A 17678-nucleotide genomic window follows, 5' to 3' on the forward strand; every position below is an offset into this window, starting at 1 on the left:
CGGCGCCCCGTAGAGTAGCTGCTCCCTCATCCAAGGAGCAGTCATGGCAGCTATCGTCAACATCGTGAACGCCTTCGTCGACGGCGGCCGCGGCGGCAATCCGGCCGGCGTGGTGCTCGACGCCGACGCCCTGTCCGCGCAGCAGAAGCAGGCCATCGCCAGGCTGGCCGGCCTGTCCGAAACCGCCTTCGTCTCGGCGTCCAGGGTCGCCGGTGTCAAGCTCGAATTCTTCACCCCCAGCCGCCAGATCGCCCACTGCGGCCACGCCACCATCGCCACCTTCGCCCTGCTGTCCCAGCGCGGGCTGGTAAGCGGTCCCGAATCTTCCAAGGAGACCATCGACGGTAACCGCCGCATCGTGCTGCGCGGCGAGCAGGCCTTCATGGAGCAGCGCGCCCCCACCTGCGTCGACGAGGCGGACTTTCCGCCGGCCGTGACGGGCGCCCGCATCCTCGCCAGCCTGGGGCTCGGTCCCGCGGACGTCCTGGCATCGCCTTGCGTGGTCGGCACCGGCAACCGTTTCGTGCTGGTGCATGCGCGCTCGAGCGCGGTGCTCGCCACGCTGGCGCCCGACATGGGCGAGATCGCGCTTGTGAGCGAAGCCTTCGGCGCGATCGGTTACTACGTCTTCGCGACCGACGACCCTGAGTTCGCGGCGACCACCCGCATGTTCGGGCCGGCCTACGGCATCGAGGAAGAAGCCGCGACCGGCATGGCCGCCGGGCCGCTGGCCTGCTACCTGTACGACCGCCTGGGCGTGCGTGACACCGCGATGCAGATCCGGCAGGGCGCCTTCATGCGCGAGCCTTCGCCCTCGCGCATCGCGGTCGAACTGCGGCTGGAGGAAGGGCGGATCGCCGGCCTGTACGCCGGCGGCAGCGCCAGGGTCGTCAGCGCCTTGAACGTGGTCGTGTAGTCAGTCTTGCCAGGCGCGCTGCACTGCGCGCCGGGCGACACGCAGCAGGCTCGGTTTGGCGGGATCGATGGCGCTCGCGAAGTGCACGCCGGCGTCCACCGTTACGCCTTCGAGGATGCGCACGGCGTCGCCGGCGCCGGGCTTCTCCAGCAGGTCGCGGCGGATCAGCGAAAGGCCGGTTTCCTGGCCCACCAGTTCGAGCAGCAGGCTTTCATCGTCGGTGCGGATGGCGGGCGCGAAGGGGAGGCCGTGCTTCGCGAACAGCGCCGTCGTCAGGCGGAAGAAGGAGCAGTCGTCGGAAGTGCCGATCCAGGGCAGGGCGAGGGCGCCGGCCAGGCCGCCGGCGTCGACGCGGTCCTGCCAGGCGGCCGGGTAGCCGACCACGAATTCTGCCCGCCGCAGCAGGGTCGTATCGAGCGCCATCCCGTCCAGATTGCCCTCGACGAAGCCGGCGTCGAGCACGCCATCCTCGATGTTCTTCAGCACCGCGCCGGAGGTCGTCTGCACCAGCGACAGCACCACGTGGGGCGCGGCTTCGCGCATGTGGCGCAGGAAGGCCGGCAGGCGCAGGAAGGCGGGGTCGTTGACGGTGCCGATCACCAGTTCCCCGGCCACTTCGCCGTTCAGGGTATTGGCCTCGTCGCGGATCGCGTCCACCGCGTGCAGGGCGCGCTTGGCGTGGCCGAACACCGCCTCGCCGGCGGCGGTCAGCTGCATCCCCTTGGCGTGGCGGTCGAACAGGCGCACGCGCAGCTCCTCTTCGAGCTGCTTGATGTGGGCGCTGATCGCCGGCTGGCTCAGGTGCAGCAGTTCCGCCGCCCGCGCGACGGTGCCGCAGCGGGCGATGGTGACCAATGACTTCAGCTGGTGGATGTCCATCCGCCTATTTTATAACCATCACGAAAGAACGATATGGCAGTCAAAGATCTCCTTCTCGGCATTCTCGTCGCCCTCATCTGGGGCGCGAATTTCTCCGTCATCCGGCTCGGCCTGGCCGACGTCGATCCCTTCGCGCTGGCCTGCGCGCGCTTCTTCCTCAGCGCGTTCCCGCTCATATTTCTATTGCCGCGTCCCGCCACGCCGCTGCGCTATGTGGCGGGCTACGGCGCCCTGTTCGGCGGCGGCTTCTGGGGCATGGTCAACCTGGGCATGTTCGTCGGCGTGCCGGCGGGGCTGGCCTCGCTGCTGCTGCAGATGAGCGCCTTCTTCACCATCCTGCTTGCCGCCGCGGTGCTGGGCGAACGCATCGCCGCGCGCCAGTGGGCCGGCATGGCGCTGGCCTTCGCCGGCCTGGCGATCATCGTCGCGTCGAGTATCGGCAGCGGCGCCGGCTGGGGCATCGCCCTGATCGTGCTGGCGGCAGGCGTCTGGAGCGTGTGCAACGTGATCGTGCGGCGCGCGCGGCCGGACGACATGTTCGCCTTCCTGGTCTGGGCCTGCGCTTTCGCGACGCTGTCCCTGGTAGCACTGACCCTGGCCACCAAAGGCGCGGCGCCCTTCGTCCGCATGGCTGCGGCGATGTCCGCGACAGCCGTGTTCTCGGTGCTGTTCCAGGCCTGGGTGACGACGCTGTTCGGCTACTGGGTGTGGAATTCGCTGCTGAAGACCTACCCGGCCAGCCAGGTCGCGCCGCTGTCGCTGCTGGTGCCGGTGGCCGGCATGCTGACCTCCTGGCTGGTCTACGGCGAGACGATCGCTGCGGCCAGGCTGCTGGCTGCGTGCTGCATCCTGTCCGGCATCGCGGTGATGTTCTTCGGCGAGCGGCTGGTTTTATTGGGCCGGAGCGCACTGCCGCGCTGAGCGTGTCAGCAGGCGCCGGACAGGGTGTCGCGCCGGATGCGCAAATGGGTATGCGGTGCGCGGATTCCGGCGCACATGCCCCAGGCCGCGGCCCAGCGCAGGGCCTGGTCGGTGGCGGCGCCGAACGGACGCGCGGCGGCGGCCCGCTTCAGGGCGGTCGACATGCGCTGCATCGCGTACAGCTTTCTGGGTGAGATGGCGTGCTTCATGGGACCACGATAGATTCCCATGCGGCCACGAACGGTGCTCCATTTAACTCATGGATCGTTTAAAGACACTGCCAGCGGAGGGCGCCGCCGGGGCGTGCAGGAGGACGCCTAGCGAGCTTGTAAGAGTTCGTCCAACAAGGCTTCCGCCAGCTTGTTCTGGTCGGATTGGTCGATGTCCGTGTTGTTGAGCAGGACCACCGCGGCGCCGTCTACGGGCGCGTACACCAGCAGGGTCTTGTAGCCGCCGATGACGCCGCCGTTCCAGATCACCCTGCGTTTCGCTGCACCGCTGCCGACTTCGCGGACCCTGCCGCCCAGCGCATAGTTTTCTTCCGCATGCTGCACGGTGAGCAGTTCGGCGCGCGACTTGTTCGACAACAGATCGCCCGCATACACGGCATCGGCGATCGCGACCAGGTCGGCCGCGGTGCTGTAGACCGTGCCGCTGGCGGCGACCATGGGCGGCATCGCGCTCATCTTGCGCTTTGCTTTTTGCTTGTCGTAGGCCAGGGCGGCTTGCGGCAGGGAGGTCCAGGTCTCGCCGGCGAAGCCGGTGTCACGCACGCCTGCCGGTTGCAGCACCAGGCGCGCGACCGCTTGCTGGAAAGGTTCGCCGGTGACTTTTTCGACGATGGCGCCGACCAGCACCCAGTTGGTGAAGGAATAGTCGAACTTGGCGCCGGGCTCGAAGATCGGGGCGCCGGCGCCGTAACGCAGCGCGCCCTGGGACGGCGTGAGTGTCGAGCTTTCGGTCGCGGCGCGGTCCTGCTTCAAAGCTTGCGCCAGGCCGTTCGGGATGCCGCTCGTATTCGACAGCAGATGCCGCACGGTGACGCGGCCGCTTTCGCGCGGCAGTTCGGGCAGGTAGGCGGTTATTGGGCTGTCGAGTTCTATGCGGCCCTGGTCCATCAGGCGCAGTACCGCCACCGTGGTGATCCACTTGGAGATCGAGCCGACCAGGAAGCGCGTGTGAGCCTCGTTGGCGAGCGGCTGTTCGATGCGGGCCTGGCCCCGGGCGGTGACCAGTGAGGTGGCGCCGCGCGCAGGCCGCAAGAGGAGTACACCGTCCTGCTGCGCGGTCTTGAATTTGCCGGCGGCGAGTTCGGTGGCCTTGTCTTGCTGCGGCGGCGTGCTCGCGCAGCCGCCCAGTGCCAGGACGGCGGCGGCAATCAGGAGGCGGCGGCGCATGCGTCGTCGCTGTGACTTATGCGTGGACGGCGCGGGTGCCGTTGCCCTTGCGCGAGTAGGCCCAGCCCAGCATCAGCAGACCTGCCACGATCATCGGCAGCGACAGGACCTGGCCGGAGGTGATCGGCAGGCCGAGGAAGGTGGTCTCCCAGTCCGGCACGCGGAAGTACTCGGTAAAGAATCGCGCGCAGCCGTAGAGCAGGGTGTAGAGGGCGCCGACCGCCAGGCGCGGGCGCGGCTTGCGCGCGAAGAGCCACATGATCGCGAACACCAGCACGCCGTCGACCAGCATCTGGTACAGCGGCGATGGGTGGACCAGGTGGTCCGTGATGCCCGGCCACTGCATGGCCCAGGGCAGCGAGGGGTCGGCCATGCGGCCCGGCAGTTCGTGGTTGATGAAGTTGCCGAGGCGTCCGCAGGCATAGCCGATCGGGACCATCGGGGCGATGAAGTCATACACGTCGAGCAGGTTGCGCTTGCGCTTGCGGGCCCACAGCGCCATCGCCACCAGCACGCCGATGAAGCCGCCGTGGTAGGACATGCCGCCCTGCCAGGTCTTGAAGATGTCGATCGGATGCGCGGCAAAGTGGGCCGGCTGGTAGAACAGCACCTCGCCCAGGCGCCCGCCGATCACCACGCCGAGCATCCCGTAGAACAGCATGTCGTCGAGGTCCTCTTTGGTCCAGCCCTGCGCCTGGATGTGCGGCTGGGTCCTGATGCGCACGCGGCCGAGGATGATGAAGAGGGCGAAGGCGAGTACGTACATGATCCCGTACCAGTGGATGGGTACGGGACCGATGTTGAAGGCGACGGGGTCCCAGTTTGGGTGGACGAGCATGATCAGTGATTCCTCAGTAGTTCCAGAAAGCCCTGCAGCACGGGCGACGGATTGTCGCGGCGCCAGGCGATGCCGGTCTCGACCAGCGGGGTCGGGTCCGCGAGGGCACGGTATTCAACGCCGGGCCGCATCAGGTTAGACACGGATTGTGGCACAAGTGCCAGGCCCATGCCGCCGGACACCAGGCTGACAATGGTCTGCATCTGGATGGCCAGCTGGCCGATGACAGGGGTGATGCCGGCCGCGCGGAAGCAGGACAGGATGGCGTCGTGCAGGGCCGGCGAGATCTCGCGCGGGAAGACGATCAGGGGGAGGCGGGGGAGGTCCTGCAGGCGGACTTCTTTGGTGCCGGTTTCGATGAGACCCGCCGGCGCGCACAGGATCAGCGGTTCTTCGAGCACCTTCATGTAATCGAGTTCGTCCAGCGCCTTGTCGGGCAGCGGCGGAATCAGGAGGCCGGCGTCGATGCGGCCGCGCAGCAGCTCCTCGGCCTGCACGTCGGAGGTCGCTTCCAGCAGGTTCAGGTGCACGGCCGGGTAGCGTTCGCTGTAGCGGCGCAGGAAGGAGGGCAGCACGCTGTAGTCGCAGGAGGTGACGAAGGCCAGGGCGAGGCGGCCAGCCTCGCCGGCGGCCGCCCTTCGCGCCAGTTCCGGCAGCGCATCGGCCTCGAGCAGCAGGCGCCGCGCCTCGGGCAGCAGGGCGCTGCCGGCCGGCGCCAGCTCGACGGTACGCCGGTTGCGCACGAACAGCGGCGCCCCCAGCAAATCCTCGAGCGCGGCGATCGCCTGCGACAGCGGCGGCTGCGTCATATGCAGCCGCGCCGCCGCCCGCCCGAAATGCAGCTCCTCGGCGACGGTGACGAAGTAACGCAGCTGACGGAGCTCCAGATTCATGTGATATGCATTTCCCGCGAAATTCAACTCATCTATTCGCGGAATGTATCACAGGCTTGCACCAAAATTCGGGGTCAGAGCACTTTTTGGCCTTAATTCGGGGTCAGAGCACTTTTCTGAACAAGTACGAGTCCCAGAGCCTTGACACGCTGCACTCGGCCTGCAAGGCAGTACCTGACCCGAAACAATGTTTTGAAAAAGTGCTCTGACCCCGAATTTATTTACTGACCCCGAATTTATTTACGTTTGTCGAAGGTTTGCTTGACGCGGGCTTTGCGGCGCAGTTCGTCTTCCTTGTGGGCTTTCTTCTTGTCGAGGCCGAGCATTTTTTCGATGAACTCGAACCAGATGAAGGCGAGCACGGCCAAGGCGACGATCCACCACCAGGAGAGTTCGGCGAATTTCCAGACTTCGAAGAAGCGTAGTCCGACCAGGGCGACGAGCAGGAGGATGAGGGGCATGAGTGGGTCCTTTTTCAGCAGCAACAATCCTACCATTTGGTCAACCGAAATGTGTATCAGCCGTTACAGTATGTATCCCCGGCCCCTACGTATGGGAAACAGGATAGAATTTGCACAGGATTACACTTTGGAGAGTACGGAATGAAACGGTCCCTGATGATCTTGATGGCGGTCTCCGCCCTGGTGTCGACCAGCGCCTTCGCGCAGGCGGACCTGGCAAAGGCCAAGAACTGCATGGCGTGCCACGCTATCGGCAACAAGCTGGTTGGCCCGGCCTACAAGGACGTCGCCGCGAAATACGCAGGCCAGAAGGGCGCCGAGGACAAGCTGGTGGCCAAGGTCATGAAGGGCGGTTCGGGCGTCTGGGGTCCGGTGCCGATGCCGGCCAATCCGCAGGTGAGCGAGGCCGAAGCCCGCAGCCTGGTGAAGTGGGTGCTGTCGCAGAAATAATCCGCCTCAGCTCCGCAACGGAAAAGCGCCCCAGAAAACAGGGCGCTTTTTTCATGCGCGGTACAAACAGGCTTAACGCACCACGTCGAGCTTGGTCCGCTTCCCGCCCTTGTAGGTGAACAGGGTCAGCGCGCCGTCCTTGATGTCGCCGGCCTGGTCGAACTGGATGGTGCCGGTCACGCCCTCGTACTTGATCGCCTTCAGCGCCGGCAGGTACTTGGCGGGATCCGCCGACTTCGCATTCTGCATCGCGGTCGCCATCACCATCACCGAGTCGTACACGTAAGGCGCGTACAGCTGCACGTCCTGGTTGAACTTCTTCTTGTAGCGCGCGCGGAAGTCGTCCATCACCTTCTCCTGCGGCCCCTTGACGCCGCCGGCTTCGGCGCAGTACACCTTGCCTTCGCCGAGACCGTCGCCGGCCAGGCGGCCCAGCGCTTCGGTGCACATGCCGTCGCCGCCCATGAAGGTGGCCGGGATGCCCAGCGCCTTGACCTGCTTGAGCATCGGGCCGGCCACCGAGTCCATCCCGCCGAAGAAGATCAGGTCCGGCTTTTTGGCCTTGATCGAGGTGAGGATGGCGGTGTAGTCGGTCGCCTTGTCGTTGGTGAATTCGCGGCCCAGCACCTTCATGCCGGCGGCCTTGGCGCCCTTCACGAATTCGTCGGCCACGCCCTGGCCGTAGGTGGTGCGGTCGTCGATGATGGCGATGTTCTTCGCCTTCAGCGTGTCGGCAGCATACTTGGCCAGCGTGCCGCCCAGCTTGGCGTCGCTGGCGACCGTGCGGAAGGCGCCCGGGAAGCGCTGGCGGGTGTAGGCCGGCGCGGTGGTGGCCGGGGAGATCTGGACGATGCCGGCATCGTTGTAGATTTTCGAGGCCGGCACCGTGGTGCCCGAATTCAGGTGGCCGATCACGCCGTTGACCTTGGCGTCGACCAGCTTCTGCGCCACCGCCGTGCCCTGCTTGGGATCGGCGCCGTCGTCTTCCGAGATCAGCTGCAGCGTGACCTTCTGGCCGTTGATGGTGAAGGGCTTGGCGTTGAGTTCGTCGATCGCCATGCGCGCGGCATTCTCGTTGTCCTTGCCGAGGTGGGCGCTGGGACCGGAGATCGGCGCCACGTGGCCGATCTTGACGACTTGCTGGGCCCAGGCGGAGCCGGCGAAGGCCAGCGCGATGGCGGCCGGAATCAGGGTGAATTTGATAGCGTCGTGCATGTCCTCTCCAGATAATTGCGTCCATACGCCTGGAAAAGGTACATCACCGCCCGCGGCAGGTAAAGCAAAAGCTGAGAGGCGCACAGGGCAGGTGCAACACTGCCCCGCGGCGGGTCAAAAAAGGAAGAAAATGCTCAGGATTGACGCGCGATCAGGTGGGCCAGTTCCTGCTGCACGGCGCGCGCGACCACATGCTCGATCGACTGCTGCAGGGCCGAGCGCAGCTCCAGGCCGAGCCGTTCGGCGACGTGGTCGAGCACCACCGCCATCTGGTCGCGGACCTGGTCTTCCAGCACGACGTCGATGCGGGGCTGCAGGCGGTCCAGCACGCGCGTGACGAGGCGCTCTTCCAGCGCGCGCCAGGCCTCGTCGTCGAGGGCCGCCGACTGCGCCGGGGCGGCTTCGGCCGCCGCCCGTTCGGGCAGCGCATCCAGTACCGGAATCGCCTCGAGCTCCCCGGCGGCCGGCGCATCGGCTGCAGCATCAGCGGGCGGCGCGTCCTCCGCAACGGCGTCCGCAGCGCTCGATGGCACACCCGGCACGATCGCCGGCACCGGCGCCTTGTCGGCCACCACCTCGGTCAGCACCGGGATCTCGTCGAAGGATGGGGTATCGGTCATGACTGGCCTGCGACGAAGTGGGTCAGCGGGTATTCCTGTTTTCGGTAGGCGACATAGCGCGCGCGCCCGGCGGCGGCGTCTTCCTCGTCGGTCGAGATGATCTCGAACACGCGCGCGAACTGGTCGAAGCCTTCCGGCGTGCGGCGCGTCAGGTTGACCAGCATGTCGTGGTGGGGCAGGGCGGCGCGCTCGTCGAAGGTGACGATCACCGGCGTCTCCGGCGCCAGCGGGTCGCCGGCCATCACGTGCGGGATGAAATCGGTGCCGGACAGGGTCCACAGCGCCTCGTTCAACTGGTCGGCCTGGTCGCTGGTCTCGGCCAGCAGCACGACCTTGCCGCGCGCGGCATAGGCCTTGCGCGCCAGCCGGCATGCGTAACCGAGCTTGTCGGGGATATTGGTATGGAAGTCGATCCGGGTCATGGGCGTGCTATGCGTCAGAATTGAAAACCGGGCGGCGCATTACGCGGCTTTTGCGCCGGGCGGCGCGGCTGCTGTTCCGCGGCTTGCGCGGCGGCGTCATCGTCGGCCGGCGGCGCGTTCTTCGCGCGCGCGGGCGGCGCCGGCATTTCGGCGGTGGCTGGCGCCGCCGCCTGGGGCGCCGCGTACTGGTAGCCGCGCGGCAGCTGGGCCGAGCGCGGATAGGCCGCCGCGTTCAGCGCATCCTGCCAGGCCGCGTCCTGGAAGCCGGCCAGCTTGCGGCTGCCGACCAGCAGCAGCGGCAGTTCCAGCTTGCCGGTGAGCTGGCGCAGCTGTTCCTTGTCTTCGCCGGTGTCGACGGTCTTTTCGGTGAAGGGGACGCCGCGTGCACGCAGCAGCGCGCGGCCCTGGTCGCAGCCGGCGCAGGCGGTTTGCGTGGTGGTGTACAAGGTGACCGGGCTGGCCTTGACGGCGCGCGCCAGTTCGTAGGGCAGGGGCGTCTGCGCAGACCCGCCCGCGGAAGGCGTCTTGATCCGGCTGGCCTTCTGCGACGGCGGCGGGGTATCGGTGTAATGGACCGTGCCCTGGGCATCGGTCCATTTATACATCTGGGAGTAAGCAGGCAGGCACACAAGCAGCATCCATCCCGGCAGCATCCGCCACCCGCGTCCTGCGCCGCTCTTGTCCCGCCCATCCTTCATGCTCGCTCCCAATACAGGCTGTCAGGCCGCCTGCATGCCGTTGTGGCGCAGCAGCGCGTCGATCTGCGGTTCGCGGCCGCGGAAGGCCTTGAACGATTCCAGCGCCGGACGCGAGCCGCCCACCGACAGGATCTCGCGATGGAAGCGTTTGCCGGTCTCGTCCAGCGCACCGCCGCCCGCCTCGACCGCTTCTTCGAACGCCGCATAGGCATCGGCCGACAGCACCTCCGCCCACTTGTAGCTATAGTAACCCGCTGCATAGCCGCCGGCAAAGATATGGCCGAAGCTGTGCTGGAAGCGGTTGAACGAAGGCGGAATCAGCACCGAGAACTTGTTGCGCACTTCGTCGACCAGGTCCTGCACCGTCTTCTGGCTGTTCGGGTCGAAGTCGTAATGCAGGTGCATGTCGATCAGCGAGAACTCGACCTGGCGCAGCGTCTGCATCCCGGACTGGAAGTTCTTCGCCGCCAGCATCTTCTCGTAGAGTTCCCTGGGCAGCGGCTCGCCCGTCTTCACGTGCGCCGTCATGCCCTGCAAGACGTCCCACTCCCAGCAGAAGTTCTCCATGAACTGGGACGGCAGCTCGACCGCATCCCATTCCACGCCCGAGATGCCCGACACGCTCAATTCGTCGACTTCGGTCAGCATGTGGTGCAGGCCGTGGCCGAATTCGTGGAACAGGGTCGTCACTTCGTCGTGCGTGAACAGCGACGGCTGCAGCTGGCCGTCCACTAGCGCCGGCGGTGTGAAGTTGCAGGTCAGGTAGGCGATCGGCGTCTGCACGATGCCGCCCGTGGTCAGCCTGCGGCCGCGCGCGTCGTCCATCCACGCGCCCTGGCCCTTGCCCGGACGCGCATACAGGTCCAGGTAGAACTGGCCGATCAACTGGCCGTCGCGTTCGATGCGGAAGAAGCGCACGTCAGGGTGCCAGACCGGCGCCTGGTCCGGCGCGATGCTCACATTGAACAACTTCGAGATCACGCCGAACAGACCGGCCACGACCTTCGGCTCGGGGAAGTACTCCTTCACTTCCTGGGCCGAGAAGGCATAGCGTTGCTCGCGCAGCTTTTCGGAAGCGTAGGTGGCGTCCCAGGCCTGCATCTCTTCGATGCCCAGTTCGTCTTTCGCGAAAGCGCGCAGCTCGGCCAGGTCCTTCTCCGCATACGGACGGGCGCGGCGGGCCAGGTCTTCGAGGAACTCGATCACGTGCTCCGGGCTCTCGGCCATCTTCGGCTCCAGCGAGACGTCGGCGAAGCTGCGGAAGTCGAGCAGCTTGGCTTCCTCGTCGCGCAGCTTCAGGAGCTGGGCGATATTGCTGGTGTTGTCCCACTTCTCGACGTCCGAGAACACCGCGCCCATTTCGGAGGCCTTGGTGGCGTTGGCGCGGTAGATTTTCTCGCGCAGTTCGCGGTTGTCGGCGAACTGCAGCACCGGGAAGTAGGACGGGAAGTGCAGCGAGAACTGCCAGCCGCTCTTGCCATCGCGCTCGGCGGCGGCGCGGGCGGCGGCCTTCGCATCCTCCGGCAGGCCGGCCAGCTCGGCTTCGTTCTCGACCAGCAGCTTGAAGTCGTTGGTCGCGTCCAGCACGTTTTCCGAGAAGCGGGTCGACAACGCGGCCTGCTGTTCCTGGATCTCGGCAAAGCGCTGCTTCTGATGTTCAGGGAGTTCGGCGCCGCCCAGGCGGAAGTCGCGCAGGGCGTTTTCGACGATGCGTTTGCGCGCCGGCGCCAGGTTCACGAACTCGCTGCTGCCGCGCAGCTGCTTGTATTTATCGAACAGCGCCTCGTTCTGGCCCAGCTCCGTCCAGAACTCGGTCACCTTCGGCTGGTTCTCGTTGTAGACGGCGCGCAGCTCGGGCGTGTCCATCACGTGGTTCAGGTGGTTGACCACGCCCCAGGCGCGGCCCAGGCGTTCGGTCGACTCCTCGAGCGGGACCACGAAGCCGTCCCAGCTGACGCTGTCGCTCGGCGCTTCCAGTTGCTGGACCACGCCGCGCGCGTCCGCGATCAGCTGCTCGATCGCCGGCGTCACATGTTCCGGCTTGATCAGGTCGAAGCGGGGCAGGCCGGTAAAGTCGAGGAGGGGATTGCTGGTGGTATCGCTCATCGTGGTGTTCCTTCCAGGGTTCACATCAGGCCGGGCTTCGGATCCATTCCCTGCGCCTGGCCAGGCTGTGCTTGATTTTTCGGAAGCCCGCGTTCCGCGGACTCGAGGGTATTCATCAACAACATGGTAATCGTCATCGGGCCGACCCCGCCCGGCACCGGCGTAATGTGCGCGGCCACTTCGCTGACGCTGGCGAAATCGACGTCACCGCACAGCTTGCCGTCGTCGTCGCGGTTAATGCCGACGTCGATCACGACGGCGCCCGGCTTGACCATGTCCCCTAGCAGGGTATTGCGGCGGCCGACCGCGGCGACGACGACGTCGGCCTGGCGGGTGTGATAGCCCAGGTCCGGGGTCGCGCTATGGCATATGGTCACGGTGGCGTTCTGTTGCAAGAGCAGCAGGGCCATCGGCTTGCCGACCGTGTTCGAGCGGCCGATGACCACGGCATGCTTGCCGCGCAAATCGATGCCGGTGGTCTCGATCAGCTTCATGCAGCCGTAGGGCGTGCAGGGGCGGAAGCCCGGCAGGTTGGCGACCAGCTCGCCGGCCGACAGCACCGAGTAGCCGTCGACGTCCTTGGTGGTGGCGATCGCTTCGATCACCTTCGACGGGTCGATGTGCCTGGGCAGCGGCATCTGCACCAGGATGCCGTGGATGCTCGGGTCGGCATTCAGCGCGGCGATGCGGTCCAGCAGCGCCTGCTCCGAGAAATCGGCCTCGTACTTTTCCAGCACCGAGTGGAAGCCGGCCTCAAAGCAGGCCTTGACCTTGTTGCGCACGTAGACGTGGCTGGCCGGATCGTCGCCGACGATGATCACGGCCAGGCCGGGCTGGCTGCCCTGGGCGGTGAGTTCGGCGGCGCGGCGGGCGATGTCCGCGCGCAGTTGTTGGGAAAGTTTGACTCCGTCGATCAGTTGGGCGGGCATGGCGGGGCTCGGTCTGGACAAAAACGAAATTATACGTGCGCGTCCGGAATCGCGCGCCGCGCGGCTGCGTTCATTGTCATATTTATGGATGTAGCCGCTCGATTGGGCGGCAAAGATTATTGTTGGTAAATGAACCCGGCGTTGCCGTGTTCTACCCGTCGTCCCCGCGAAGGCGGGGACCCAAGTTGGCGGCGTTTCGATGACGCGAGCAGAACTTGGGTCCCCCCCTTCGCGGGGACGACGGTATATAGGCGCGGGGACGACGTGCATCCTGGATGCATCGGCATTTTCCATATTATGAAATTGAATATCGTATTTTGAAAAATAAGCGCTCCACTGGTAGAATCGACAGGCTTTAATTTAGGGATAGTCTTTTCGCCACCAAACGTCCGGGCGATCTCGGGATCGGGTGGGGCACCACACTCAAGGAGACGTAGCAATGTCAGCTCAACTCGATCAGTTGACGGCCCAGGCCGCCAATGACCCGGATTCGCTCGAGACCAAGGAATGGCTCGACGCTCTCGAAGCAGTCATCGAATTCGAGGGCACCGATCGCGCCCATTACCTGCTGGAGCGCCTGGTCGACCTGGCGCGCCGCCGCGGCGCCCTGATGCCCTTCTCCAGCAACACCGCATACGTCAACACCATCCCGGCGCACCTCGAAGAGCACTGCCCGGGCAACCTCGAATATGAAGAGCGCCTGCGCTCCTGGATGCGCTGGAACGCCATGGCGATGGTCGTCAAGGCCAACCGCGCCGACGGCGACCTGGGCGGCCACCTGTCGTCCTTCGCCTCGCTGGCCAACATGCTGGGCATCGGCTTCAACCACTTCTGGAAAGCCCCGAGCGCAGAGCACGGCGGCGACCTGCTGTACATCCAGGGCCACTCCTCGCCGGGCGTCTACGCGCGCGCCTTCCTCGAAGGCCGCATCAGCGAAGAACAGCTGCTGAACTTCCGCCGCGAAGTCGACGGCAAGGGCCTGTCTTCGTACCCGCACCCGAAACTGATGCCGAACTTCTGGCAGTTCCCGACCGTGTCGATGGGCCTGGGCCCGCTGATGGCGATCTACCAGGCGCGCTTCCTGAAGTACCTGAACGCGCGCGGCATCGCCGATACCGACAACCGCAAGGTCTGGGTCTTCTGCGGCGACGGCGAGATGGACGAGCCGGAATCGATGGGCGCAATCGGCATGGCCGCGCGCGAAAAGCTCGACAACCTGGTCATGGTCGTCAACTGCAACCTGCAGCGCCTGGACGGTCCGGTGCGCGGCAACGGCAAGATCATCCAGGAACTGGAAGCGGACTTCCGCGGCGCCGGCTGGAACGTCGTCAAGGTCATCTGGGGCCCGGGCTGGGACGCCCTGCTGGCCAAGGACAAGGACGGCATCCTGCAGCGCGTGATGATGGAAACCGTCGACGGCGAATACCAGAACTACAAGGCCAAGGACGGCGCCTACGTGCGCAAGCACTTCTTCGGCAAGCACCCCGAGCTGCTGAAGATGGTCGCCAACATGACCGACGACGATATCTGGCGCCTGACCCGCGGCGGCCACGATCCGCACAAGATCTACGCCGCCTTCAAGAACGCCCAGGAAAACAAGGGCTCGCCGACCGTCCTGCTGGTCAAGACCGTCAAGGGCTTCGGCATGGGCAAGTCGGGCGAAGCGCGCAACACCGCGCACCAGACCAAGAAGCTGGACGACGAGGCGATCCGCGAAATGCGCGACCGCTTCGCCATCCCGATCCCGGACGACAAGCTGGCCGAGATCCCCTTCTTCAAGCCGTCCGACGACGCGCCTGAAATCAAGTACCTGCACGAGCGCCGCCAGGCTCTCGGCGGCTACCTGCCGTCGCGCCGCGAACAGGCCGACGAGCACCTGCCGGTGCCGCCGCTGGAAACCTTCAAGGCCGTGCTGGAGCCGACCGCCGCCGGCCGCGAAATCTCGACCACCCAGGCGTATGTGCGCGTGATCACCGCGCTGCTGAAGGATAAAGAGATCGGTCAGCGCATCGTGCCGATCCTGGTCGACGAATCGCGTACCTTCGGCATGGAAGGCCTGTTCCGCCAGATCGGTATCTTCAACCAGCAGGGCCAGCTGTACGAGCCGGTCGATAAAGACCAGGTGATGTACTACCGCGAAGACAAGGCGGGCCAGATTCTGCAGGAAGGCATCAACGAAGCGGGCGGCATGTGCTCGTGGATCGCCGCGGCGACGTCCTACTCGTCGAACAACCGCGTGATGATCCCGTTCTACACCTTCTACTCGATGTTCGGCATGCAGCGCGTCGGCGACCTGGTCTGGCTGGCAGGCGACATCCGCGCCCGCGGCTTCCTGATGGGCGGCACCGCCGGCCGCACCACGCTGAACGGCGAAGGCCTGCAGCACGAGGACGGCCACAGCCACGTCATCGCGGCCACGGTCCCGAACTGCATTCCTTACGACCCGACCTACGGCCACGAAGTGGCGGTGATCATCCAGGACGGCCTGAAGCGCATGGTGGAGAAGCAGGAAGACGTCTTCTACTACATCACCATCATGAACGAGAACTACGAGCAGCCGGGCCTGAAGCCGGGTACCGAAGAGGGCATCCTCAAAGGTATGTACCTGCTCAAGGAAGGCGACAAGAGCGCCGCCAACCGCGTCCAGCTGATGGGGTCCGGCACCATCCTGCGCGAGTCGGAGTTCGCCGCCGAGCTGCTGAAGAACGACTGGAACGTGGCCGCCGACGTCTGGTCCTGCCCGTCGCTGACGCTGCTGGCCCGTGACGGCCAGGATGCCGACCGCTGGAACCTGACGCACCCGCTCGAGGCGCCGCGCCTGCCGTACGTGACCCAGCTGCTGAAGGACACGCAAGGCCCGATCGTCGCGACCACCGACTACATGCGCCTGTTCGCCGAGCAGATCCGCGCCTACATCCCGAACGGCCGCACCTATAAAGTGCTGGGCACCGACGGCTTCGGCCGCTCGGATTCGCGCGTCAAGCTGCGCGAGTTCTTCGAGGTGAACCGCTACTACATCACGGTCGCCGCGCTGAAGTCCCTGGCCGAAGAAGGCAAGATCCCGGCGTCGACGGTGGCGGAAGCGATCGCGAAGTACGGCATCGATCCGAACAAGCCGAATCCTGTGACCCAGTAATGCTCGAAAGGCCGTCATCCCCGCGAAGGCGGGGATCCAAGTTCGTGACAGACCACAGAAACTTGGGTACCCGCCTGCGCGGGTACGACGGTTTTACAGCTAACTAATAAAAACGGAGCTACCCAACATGAGCATTGTGGAAGTCAAAGTCCCCGACATCGGCGACTTCAAGGAAGTGGAAGTGATCGAGCTGATGGTCAAGCCGGGCGACACCATCAAGGTCGACCAGTCGCTGGTCACGGTGGAATCGGACAAGGCCAGCATGGAGATCCCGTCCAGCCATGCCGGCGTCGTCAAGGAAATCAAGGTCAAGGTCGGCGACAAGGTTGCCGAGGGTTCGGTGGTGCTGATGCTGGAGGAATCGGCGAAGGCCGATTCCGCCGAAGGCGCGGGCGCTGCCCCGGCGCCGGCTGCCGCTCCGGCACCTGCAGCCGCCGCCCCGGCGCCGGCGCCTGCCGCAGCCGCTCCTGCTGCATCGGGCGGCATCGTCGAAGTCACCGTGCCGGACATCGGCGACTTCAAGGAAGTCGAAGTCATCGAAGTGATGGTGAAGCCGGGCGACCAGATCAAGGTCGAACAGTCGCTGATCACGGTCGAATCGGACAAGGCGAGCATGGAGATCCCGTCCAGCCATGCCGGTACCGTCAAGGAAATCAAGGTCAAGGTGGGCGACAAGGTCGCCAAGGGTTCGCTGGTGCTGCTGGTTGAAACGGCAGCCGGCGCTTCGTCCGCCGCCGCGCCGGCGCCTGCCGCAGCAGCAGCCGCAGCATCGCCTGCCGCCGCACCGTCTGCTGCCGCCACCGCACCGGCAGCAGCTCCGGCGCCGGCCGCATCGTCCGGCCCGGCGCCGTCCTTCGCCAACGCCCACGCCTCGCCGTCGGTGCGCAAGTTCGCCCGCGAACTGGGCGTTGATCTGGGCAAGGTCAAGGGTTCCGGTCCGAAAGGCCGCATCACCCAGCAGGACGTGCAGGGCTTCGTGAAGAACGTCATGACCGCAGGCCCGACCGCCGCACCGGCAGCCGCCGGCGGTGGTGGCGCAGGCATGAACCTGCTGCCGTGGCCCTCGCTTGACTTCAGCAAGTTCGGCCCGACCGAAGTCCAGCCGCTGTCGCGCATCAAGAAGATCTCCGGCCCGAACCTGCACCGCAACTGGGTCATGATCCCGCACGTCACGCACTTCGAAGAAGCCGACGTGACCGACCTGGAAGCCTTCCGCGTCGATTCCAACGCCGCCTACGCGAAAGCCAAGTCGCCGGTCAAGCTGACCATGCTGGCCTTCGTGATCAAGGCCTCGGTCGCCGCGCTGAAGAAGTTCCCGGCGTTTAACGCCTCGCTGGACGAGCCGAACGGCGCGCTGATCCTGAAGCAGTACTACAACATCGGCTTCGCGGCCGACACGCCGAACGGCCTGGTGGTCCCGGTCATCAAGGACGCCGACAAGAAATCGGTCTCGCAGATCGCCACCGAAATGGGCGAGCTGTCCGCGCAGGCGCGCGAAGGCAAGCTGTCCCCTGCCAACATGCAGGGCGCGACCTTCACCATCTCGTCGCTGGGCGGCATCGGCGGCACCAACTTCACGCCGATCATCAACGCACCGGAAGTGGCCATCCTGGGCCTGTCCAAGTCGGCGATGAAGCCGGTGTGGGACGGCTCGACCTTCCAGCCGCGCCTGATGCAGCCGATCGCCCTGTCGTACGACCACCGCGTGATCGACGGCGCCGGTGCGGCACGCTTTGCCGCCTACCTGGCCGACGTCCTGGCCGACCTGCGCAAGACGCTGCTGTAAGGAGCCGACAA

17 protein-coding genes are annotated in these 17678 nt (G+C 65.8%); 5 read left to right on the forward strand and 12 right to left on the reverse strand.

Annotation, left to right across the window (positions count from 1 at the left end; translation table 11 throughout):
• Positions 1 to 43: 43 nt before the first annotated feature.
• A complete protein-coding gene (locus LQV39_RS01665; protein ID WP_230019880.1) occupies positions 44 to 916 on the forward strand; it encodes a PhzF family phenazine biosynthesis protein in 873 nt (290 codons plus the stop codon).
• Here the strand turns inward: LQV39_RS01665 and LQV39_RS01670 are convergent, their stop codons facing one another.
• Complete coding sequence (locus LQV39_RS01670; RefSeq protein WP_230019881.1) at positions 917 to 1795, reverse strand: LysR family transcriptional regulator; 879 nt, start codon at positions 1793 to 1795, stop codon at positions 917 to 919.
• Between the two features lie 33 nt (positions 1796 to 1828).
• On the opposite strand from LQV39_RS01670, the gene LQV39_RS01675 reads away from it, so the two are divergent.
• On the forward strand, positions 1829 to 2716 hold the full coding sequence (locus tag LQV39_RS01675; protein ID WP_230019882.1) for an EamA family transporter: 888 nt from the start codon (positions 1829 to 1831) through the stop codon (positions 2714 to 2716).
• A gap of 5 nt (positions 2717 to 2721) precedes the next feature.
• On the opposite strand, the gene LQV39_RS01680 is transcribed toward LQV39_RS01675, so the two are convergent.
• The 5 genes from LQV39_RS01680 to LQV39_RS01700 form a co-directional block, all read right to left on the reverse strand.
• Complete coding sequence (locus LQV39_RS01680; RefSeq protein WP_230019883.1) at positions 2722 to 2925, reverse strand: hypothetical protein; 204 nt, start codon at positions 2923 to 2925, stop codon at positions 2722 to 2724.
• A gap of 108 nt (positions 2926 to 3033) precedes the next feature.
• Positions 3034 to 4113 carry a serine hydrolase gene (locus LQV39_RS01685; protein WP_230019884.1) on the reverse strand — a complete coding sequence of 360 codons (1080 nt, stop codon included), beginning with the start codon at positions 4111 to 4113 and terminating at the stop codon, positions 3034 to 3036.
• 16 nt (positions 4114 to 4129) lie between these two features.
• Positions 4130 to 4951 (reverse strand): prolipoprotein diacylglyceryl transferase, encoded by an 822-nt coding sequence (lgt, locus tag LQV39_RS01690; protein WP_230019885.1) that lies wholly within the window; start codon positions 4949 to 4951, stop codon positions 4130 to 4132.
• Between the two features lie 2 nt (positions 4952 to 4953).
• Positions 4954 to 5844 (reverse strand): LysR family transcriptional regulator, encoded by an 891-nt coding sequence (locus tag LQV39_RS01695; protein ID WP_230019886.1) that lies wholly within the window; start codon positions 5842 to 5844, stop codon positions 4954 to 4956.
• Positions 5845 to 6080: 236 nt separating this feature from the next.
• On the reverse strand, positions 6081 to 6305 hold the full coding sequence (locus LQV39_RS01700) for a TIGR04438 family Trp-rich protein (protein ID WP_230019887.1): 225 nt from the start codon (positions 6303 to 6305) through the stop codon (positions 6081 to 6083).
• A 141-nt stretch (positions 6306 to 6446) separates the two neighbouring features.
• On the opposite strand from LQV39_RS01700, the gene LQV39_RS01705 reads away from it, so the two are divergent.
• A complete protein-coding gene (locus LQV39_RS01705; RefSeq protein WP_230019888.1) occupies positions 6447 to 6755 on the forward strand; it encodes a c-type cytochrome in 309 nt (102 codons plus the stop codon).
• Between the two features lie 72 nt (positions 6756 to 6827).
• On the opposite strand, the gene LQV39_RS01710 is transcribed toward LQV39_RS01705, so the two are convergent.
• From LQV39_RS01710 to folD, 6 genes are all read right to left on the reverse strand, one after another.
• Entirely contained in the window at positions 6828 to 7970 is a 1143-nt protein-coding gene (locus tag LQV39_RS01710) for a branched-chain amino acid ABC transporter substrate-binding protein (RefSeq protein ID WP_230019889.1), read from the reverse strand.
• 134 nt (positions 7971 to 8104) lie between these two features.
• Complete coding sequence (locus LQV39_RS01715) at positions 8105 to 8590, reverse strand: hypothetical protein (protein WP_230019890.1); 486 nt, start codon at positions 8588 to 8590, stop codon at positions 8105 to 8107.
• Complete coding sequence (locus LQV39_RS01720) at positions 8587 to 9012, reverse strand: DNA polymerase III subunit chi (RefSeq protein ID WP_230019891.1); 426 nt, start codon at positions 9010 to 9012, stop codon at positions 8587 to 8589. Before LQV39_RS01720 ends, LQV39_RS01715 begins: the two co-directional genes overlap by 4 nt.
• 14 nt (positions 9013 to 9026) lie before the next feature.
• On the reverse strand, positions 9027 to 9710 hold the full coding sequence (locus LQV39_RS01725; RefSeq protein WP_230019892.1) for a glutaredoxin family protein: 684 nt from the start codon (positions 9708 to 9710) through the stop codon (positions 9027 to 9029).
• 21 nt (positions 9711 to 9731) lie between these two features.
• Complete coding sequence (locus LQV39_RS01730; RefSeq protein WP_230019893.1) at positions 9732 to 11816, reverse strand: M3 family metallopeptidase; 2085 nt, start codon at positions 11814 to 11816, stop codon at positions 9732 to 9734.
• 20 nt (positions 11817 to 11836) lie between these two features.
• The gene (gene folD, locus LQV39_RS01735) at positions 11837 to 12745 is read right to left on the reverse strand and encodes a bifunctional methylenetetrahydrofolate dehydrogenase/methenyltetrahydrofolate cyclohydrolase FolD (protein WP_230019894.1); all 909 of its coding nucleotides are present in this window, start codon (positions 12743 to 12745) and stop codon (positions 11837 to 11839) included.
• Between the two features lie 439 nt (positions 12746 to 13184).
• Between folD and aceE the strand changes: the two genes are divergently transcribed.
• Both aceE and aceF read left to right on the forward strand, forming a co-directional pair.
• A complete protein-coding gene (gene aceE, locus LQV39_RS01740) occupies positions 13185 to 15881 on the forward strand; it encodes a pyruvate dehydrogenase (acetyl-transferring), homodimeric type (RefSeq protein ID WP_230019895.1) in 2697 nt (898 codons plus the stop codon).
• A 127-nt stretch (positions 15882 to 16008) separates the two neighbouring features.
• Positions 16009 to 17667: a dihydrolipoyllysine-residue acetyltransferase gene (gene aceF, locus LQV39_RS01745; RefSeq protein WP_230019896.1), complete on the forward strand. Its 1659-nt coding sequence runs from the start codon at positions 16009 to 16011 to the stop codon at positions 17665 to 17667.
• Positions 17668 to 17678: the final 11 nt, after the last annotated feature.

It is taken from the genome of Massilia sp. Bi118 (assembly GCF_918697865.1).
In the GTDB taxonomy this organism is placed as follows: domain Bacteria; phylum Pseudomonadota; class Gammaproteobacteria; order Burkholderiales; family Burkholderiaceae_D; genus Telluria.